The 6426-nt window shown below is 68.2% G+C and carries 6 protein-coding genes and 1 pseudogene; 3 read left to right on the plus strand and 4 right to left on the minus strand.

Annotation, left to right across the window (positions count from 1 at the left end):
• Nucleotides 1-22: 22 nt before the first annotated feature.
• Both AC559T_RS07395 and AC559T_RS07400 read right to left on the minus strand, forming a co-directional pair.
• Nucleotides 23-295 carry a hypothetical protein gene (locus tag AC559T_RS07395; RefSeq protein WP_498868213.1) on the minus strand — a complete coding sequence of 91 codons (273 nt, stop codon included), beginning with the start codon at nt 293-295 and terminating at the stop codon, nt 23-25.
• A gap of 325 nt (nt 296-620) precedes the next feature.
• On the minus strand, nt 621-1325 hold the full coding sequence (locus tag AC559T_RS07400) for an alpha/beta fold hydrolase (protein WP_071067035.1): 705 nt from the start codon (nt 1323-1325) through the stop codon (nt 621-623).
• A gap of 864 nt (nt 1326-2189) precedes the next feature.
• On the opposite strand from AC559T_RS07400, the gene AC559T_RS07405 reads away from it, so the two are divergent.
• Together AC559T_RS07405 and AC559T_RS07410 are read left to right on the plus strand one after the other, a co-directional pair.
• On the plus strand, nt 2190-3206 hold the full coding sequence (locus AC559T_RS07405) for a DUF2889 domain-containing protein (protein ID WP_498868214.1): 1017 nt from the start codon (nt 2190-2192) through the stop codon (nt 3204-3206).
• Nucleotides 3207-3329: 123 nt separating this feature from the next.
• A pseudogene (locus AC559T_RS07410) lies at nt 3330-4396 on the plus strand (integrase core domain-containing protein).
• A 137-nt stretch (nt 4397-4533) separates the two neighbouring features.
• On the opposite strand, the gene AC559T_RS07415 reads toward AC559T_RS07410, so the two are convergent.
• Nucleotides 4534-5388 (minus strand): SAM-dependent methyltransferase, encoded by an 855-nt coding sequence (locus tag AC559T_RS07415; RefSeq protein WP_071059646.1) that lies wholly within the window; start codon nt 5386-5388, stop codon nt 4534-4536.
• 175 nt (nt 5389-5563) lie between these two features.
• On the minus strand, nt 5564-6055 hold the full coding sequence (locus tag AC559T_RS07420; RefSeq protein WP_498868215.1) for a YceI family protein: 492 nt from the start codon (nt 6053-6055) through the stop codon (nt 5564-5566).
• A 138-nt stretch (nt 6056-6193) separates the two neighbouring features.
• On the opposite strand from AC559T_RS07420, the gene AC559T_RS07425 reads away from it, so the two are divergent.
• The gene (locus AC559T_RS07425) at nt 6194-6385 is read left to right on the plus strand and encodes a hypothetical protein (protein WP_498868216.1); all 192 of its coding nucleotides are present in this window, start codon (nt 6194-6196) and stop codon (nt 6383-6385) included.
• The last annotated feature ends 41 nt before the right edge of the window (nt 6386-6426 follow it).

A 6426-nucleotide genomic window follows, 5' to 3' on the forward strand; every position in this document is an offset into this window, starting at 1 on the left:
AAGTCCGCCGCCGGGCACTCATTCACCGGGCCGCCCTCGCCGCCACCCGCCACGCCGCCGTCGGCTGTCCGATCCGGTGCGGATACCCGGGCGAGAACGGTGGCCAGCCCGCCGTCGCCGTCACGCCGATCGGCGCGATTCGCTCATCGTGCAGCGTCCAGGTTTCTGCCGTGCCCCGCGGCGCCGCTTGCGGCACCTTCGCTCGGTACTTCGCTGGTACCCGAGCGGTCCAGATGTCCGATCGCTCGGCGGTAAGGCTGTCCACATTTGCACTCAGTTCCGGCGTGAGCGTCATCTTTGTCCTCCTGGGTCCACCGGCGGTGCCCTCTCAATTCATCATCGGTGGGCGGCACCGTGGGGTCTTTGCGTATTCGGTCAATTCCTTCCCGTAGCAGCCAATGTCCAGCCACCGGGACCGGCCCCGGAAATACTGATCGAGACGGGGTCCCGCCGTCGCTGTCCCGTCAAACGCTCTTGTAGACGACGCCTGGACCGGCCCGCAGAACACGCAGCAGGGTCGGAACAACCTCCGGCATGGCGTCCGGTCGGGAATCGGTCGCAGTACTCGAGTACTTCTTCGGCGTAAGGCTCGAACGTGTCCGCGTCCGGCGGAAAATACCTCAGGTGTCGGCGATTCGATGAAGGATCTCGGCCAGCGCGGCCGGCTGGCTGATCATGCACATGTGTCCGGCGTCCAGGTCGATCACTGGGTTGGCGTTGACGCGGGCGGCGAAGCGTGTCTGCTTTTCGGGCGGGAGAATGGCGTCTCTGGTGGTGCGCACCCAGCTCCGGGGGATGGGTGGGCGTAGACCCGTCAGGTCGACCGGTTCGGTCGTGAGCCGCTCCGCTTCGGGAACCAAACGCTCGAGGCACCAGGCGAACCTGCCGTCGTCGAGGTCGTTGCCGAAGAACCGTTTCGCCCGCTCGGGATCCATCGTCAGCTGCCGCTCGGCCACGGACTTCTTGACGTGCGCCCTGACGTGCGATTGTAGTTCGTGCATGGTGCCGGTCCCGGACGCAGGCACCATCGCGGCGAGGAAGACGACATGGCGGACGCGGTCCCCGAGCCGGGCCACAGCTCGCGGTAGCGAGCACCCGGCGAGAGAGTGACCGACGAGCACGAATTCGTCGAGATCGGCCGCGTCGACGTCCTCGACAATGGCATCCGCACAGTCGGCAAAGGTCACCGACTCCAGGGGCGCCGGACGCCGCCCTCGTCCGGGTAGGTCGACGGCGACCACCGGCATGGCCAGCCAGGGCAGTAGAAGATCCCAGCAGCGGCTGTCAAAGCCGCCACCGTGCACAAGGACCAGCGGAGTCGTCATCAGCCCGGCCCCTCTGGAGAATGGCCTCCAGACACTCGGCGCACTCCCGTCGTTGCGCCTGCGGGCGTCGATGCCGGCGAAGCGGGGGTCGCCCGCCGTGGCGGGTTCGTCGACGGGGTGGGTGGCTCGATCACGTGGTCGTGCAGGCCAGTGAGGATCAGATCGTCCTTGTTCATGCCGCCTCCCTGCCGCCGCCGGGCCCGTGACCCGACGTCCACCCGCCGACAGCCTGGGCCCCGGGTTCCAGCACCGGGAGCCAGGGTCGCCGACCGGTGTAGGTGCGGGCGAAAGCCCCGCCCGCCGAATCACCGGAGGTGTCCGTCGGCTCATCATCGGCGGCTGGGCGATAGCCGTCTTTGCGCGCTCGGCCAGGTACTTGCTCTTTTCGGCCCGGGGATCCGGTCCCGCGCCGGCGGGAGCAGCTGCGCGGTCTGGATGCTGACGGGGTGGTTCGCCGCATCGCCTATCCCGAGGCGCCCACGCGCCGAGTAGGAGCACACCGAGGCGGGCGTGGCCCTGACACCGGTGCTCAATGCTCTCCGCGGCTGGGCGGCCGACTCCTGCCCCAGCCGGTGAGCAGGGGAACGGGTAGTCGAGGGGACACTCTCGCCGCTGTGGGTAGGAAATTGACCGAAGGCGCAAAGACATCCACAGCCCGGTCGCCGATGATGAGTCGACAGGCACTGCCGGTGGATCCAGGAGGGCAAAGATGACGCCCGCACCGGAACTGATCATCCATGCGGACAGTCATCTGACCGAGCCGCCGGACGCAACGGCGGCGGGTTCAGTCGGGGACGTGTCAGGGGCTTAACCACACCGAGGCGGTACGACAGCTGCGGGGGCACCCCCGGCGATGGAGGCTCCATGAGCACGCAGGACGCACGCCCGGCATCCGCCACGCCGACGCGTAGGCGGGGCTCGGTACGACGGACCACGACCCACGACTCGCTGCGGCCGGGCGGGCTACTCGGACCGGTCACCGTCATGGCGCGCGGTCGTGACCTGCGCACCGCGCCCGACGGCGGAAGTACCGTTCTCGGCACGGCACGCCTTGACCTGGAGGTGGGCTACCCGCAGCGGCTCGTACGGCGGATCGCCGGTGACCCGTCTCACCCGGGTCTGACGGCGCTCGTGGGGGTGGCGGTGTCTGCCGGTTTCCGGCAGGCCGTCGACGCCGCGATGCCGGGCGAGCGGACGTCGCGGTCGGTGCGGTTCCAGCTCCTCGACGATCTACCGACGGCACTGCTCGTGAGTGGTTACGCGGTACAGGCCGCCGGCGCGCACCGCTCTCGTCCCAAGCTCACGCTGCAGTATCCGGACCTCTGCGCCGGCTGGGTGGCCGGAGGCACGCTCGTGTCCGGATTCGCCGGGACCGGTAAGATCCGGGTCCACGTCGGTCCGCATGCGCCGTCGATCGACTCCGACGACCCGCTCGGCTGGCACACCTTCGACCTGCTCCCTCCGCACGGTATGCGCCGTCGTCGCCGGCTCGACGTCTGGAGGGAAGGCGAGATCGCCGCGGTGGAGTGTTTCTTCCGCGACAGTCACGTGGATGACGACGGCGTCGAGACAATCGTGCACGAGTACACGGTCCATGCCACTGTCGATCCAGCGACACGGCGGTTCCTGTCGTGCGAAGCGGACATCGGTGCCCTCCCGTGGCCGGAGTGCCCCGCAGCGGCGGCCAGCGCCACCCGCCTGGCGGGCGAGGCGGCCGAGGGCCTGCGCGGCCGGGTACGCGACACCTTTGTCGGCCCGTCCACCTGCACGCACCTCAACGACACCCTGCGCTCGCTCGAGGACGTCATGGCCCTGCTGGAACGAGTGGACGACGCGCAGGAGCAGGTCCGCACCCGACCGACAGGTGGCCTCGCCAGCTGACGCCGCCACGGGTCAGACCCGGACAGACGGATCATCCAAAGCTCCTGTGGGGTGCCAGAAGTCGGCCTGGGCCCGTGAGCTGGGCTGATGCGGCGGAGCGGACTGCCGGCATGATGGTCAGTTATGTCCATCCGCCTGCTCTATCTGATCTTCGTGCGGGTGTGTGGCTGGCTGGTTCTCCTCGGCCGTTCGTCGGCGTCGAAGGACATCGAGCTGCTGGTGCTGCGACATGAGGTCGCGGTGCTGCGCCGTACCCAGCCGAAGCCCCGGTGGGACTGGGCGGACCGGGCGGTCCTCGCCGCGCTGATCCGACTCCTACCCAGAGCGCTGCGAGCGCACCGGCTGGTCACCCCCGGCACCGTCCTGCGGTGGCACCGCCACCCGGTCACACGGGAATGGACCCACCCGCAGCGGACCGGACGGCCACCGATCAGCTCGGAGATCGCCACGCTGATCGAGCGGCTCGCGGCCGAGAACCCGACGTGGGGCTACCAGCGGATCCAGGGTGAGCTCCTCAAGCTCGGCCACCGGGTAAGCGCCTCCACGATCCGCCGGGTCCTGACGTCCCTGGGGCTGCCCCGGCACCGACACGGCAGACCGACACCACATGGCGGCAGTTCCTGCGTACGCAGGCGTCGACGATGCTGGCAGTGGACTTCTTCCACGTGGACTGCGCGGTGACGCTGCGGCGTCTGTACTGCTTCTTCGTCATAGAGGTCGGCTCCCGCACCGTCCACATCCTCGGAGTCACCGCCCACCCCGACGGACCATGGACCACCCAGCAGATCCGCAACCTTCTCATGGACCTCGGCGACCGGGCGGCCGACTTCCGGTTCCTGATCCGCGACCGCGCCGGACAATTCACCGCCTCCTTTGACGCGGTCCTCGCCGACGCCGGCATCACCACCGTCAAGATCCCACCCCGAACCCCGCGGGCAAACGCCTACGCCGAACGGTCCGTCCGCACGGTCCGAACCGAGGTCACCGACAGGATGCTGATCTTCGGCGAGCGGCACCTGCGCACCGTCCTGACCGAGTACACCGTCCACTACAACGGACGACGACCCCACCGCGGCCGTGACCTTCAACCACCACGGCCCGACCACCCCATCGCCGACCTGACAAAGAAACGGATCAAGCTCCGACCCGTCCTCGGCGGCCTGATCAACGAATACGAACGAGCCGCCTAAAAGACCAGATCAACGCCGGTGGCCGAGTTCTAACACCCCACAGGCTCTGACTGTGAGCTCTCGTGAACAGAGCCACGACGGCCTGTCTCGACCAGCCTGCTATCCGCACGAACACCAGGTCCGGTCGGTCGCCCCTGTCAGGCCTTGCGTCCCATCCCCGCACCGATGATCTTAGCGGCGAGGGTGAGCGGGTTCGGCACGTCGTCGCCGGGGTCGGGCCGCCACAACGGGTTGTACACGACACCCGGCTCCAGCAGCTCCAAGCCGTCGAAATACGTCCTGATCTCCTCGAAGGAGCGGAAGCGGCCCGTGCCGAGGTCTCCGAGCATGACCTTCTCGATCTCCGCGGTCTCGGCCCCGCCGTCGACGAAGTGGGTGAGGAAGACGTAGCTGCCCGAGGGCAGGACGTCGACGTACCGCCGGACCAGGCCACCCGGGTCCTCGTCATCGTTGAGGTGGTGGATGATCGCCACCAGCAGAAGCCCGACCGGCTGGTCGAAATCGATCAGGGCCAGAAGATCCGGATCGGCGAGCACGGAATCCGGCTCCCGCATGTCGGCAGTGATGACCGTGGTCCGGTCGTTCTCCGCCAGCAGCGCCCGACCGTGCGCCAGGACGATCGGATCGTTGTCGACGTAGACCACCGTGGACTCCGGGGCGATCGCCTGCGCCACCTGATGGGTGTTCTGCACCGTCGGCAGCCCGGCCCCGAGGTCGACGAACTGTCGGATACCCGCGTTCGTCATGTGGCGCACGCCCCGGCCGAGCACCGCCCGGTTGTAGAGCGGCACCTGCGCCCCGTTCGGGGTGAGCGCCATCAGCGTGTCGGCGATGGCCCGGTCCGCGGGGAAGTTGTCCTTGCCTCCGAGCAGGGCGTCGTAGACGCGGGCGACGCTCGGCTTGGTGGTGTCGATGTCGGCGGGCATCACCCGTCCGAGGGCATCAACGACGAGTGGCACCGAGGGCGGGTAGTGCGGGCTCTGATCGGACACGGCATCCTAAAGCGGCGAGTAGAGGCGCAAGGGGAACTACTCAGACCATATCCGGCCAGACACGGTCTGCACACAGATCGGCTGGCTTCGCCGTGCTGTCCCTCCGCGCAACGCAACTGACCGGCAGCGCCGCCGCCCGGGCGGCGAGGACGGCGGGGGCGTGCGGCTGGGAGAACTATTCGGTCGGTTTGTCGCGCGCGAACCGCAGGGAGACTTCCATGATCCCGTTGTCCTCGGTCGAGATTCCCGGGATGCTGGGGTTCGGGATGTTGTAGTCGGCGAAGGTCACCGGGATCTGGCCGACGACCTGGATCTGGTCGCCGGAGCGGCGGGCCTGCAGATCCATCGTGACGGGGTGCGGGGTGCCGTGCATCGTCAGTGTCCCGGTGGCCTTGTACGTGCGGGTCTCCTCGCCGGGCGGCACGGAGCCCAGGTCGATCGGTTCGGTCAGCGTGAACTGGGACGTCGGATAGGTCTCGACATCCATGATCCGGCCACGGAACTGGTTGTCGCGGCGGTCCCCGTCGCTGGCCACCGAGACCATCTGCACCTCGAACCGAACCTCGGTGACGTCGGTGTCCGCGATGGTCATCGACCCGGAGACGTCCGAGGTGCGTGTGGGTGCCTGAAACTCGTCCGTGAGCCCTGAGCAGGGGTTTTGGCTCACTCGACGATCCCACCCGATGATCGATAGGCCTTCCGTCGAAGACGATCGGACACCTGTACCTCTGCCTGTCGTCCAGCCGTGCTCTGCCGGCCATCAGGTGCTGTTGACCGGGACACCACCGTGTGGATGATCCTGGCCATGGCGGTTCGGCTGATCTACCTCGTCTTCTGTCGGCTGGTGGGCTGGCTGGGGTTGGTGGGCCGCAGCTCGGCGACGAAAGACGCCGAGATCCTTGTGCTCCGCCACGAACTCACCGTGCTACGCCGCCAGGTGTCCCGGCCCCGGTTCTGCTGGGCCGGCCCTCCACCCCAACGGAGATCCGCCAGCTGATCCTCCGCCTCGCCAAGAAGAACCCCGCTGGGGCTACCACC

Origin of the sequence: Frankia sp. Hr75.2, assembly GCF_949319125.1 — a bacterium.
GTDB lineage: Bacteria > Actinomycetota > Actinomycetes > Frankiales > Frankiaceae > Parafrankia > Parafrankia soli.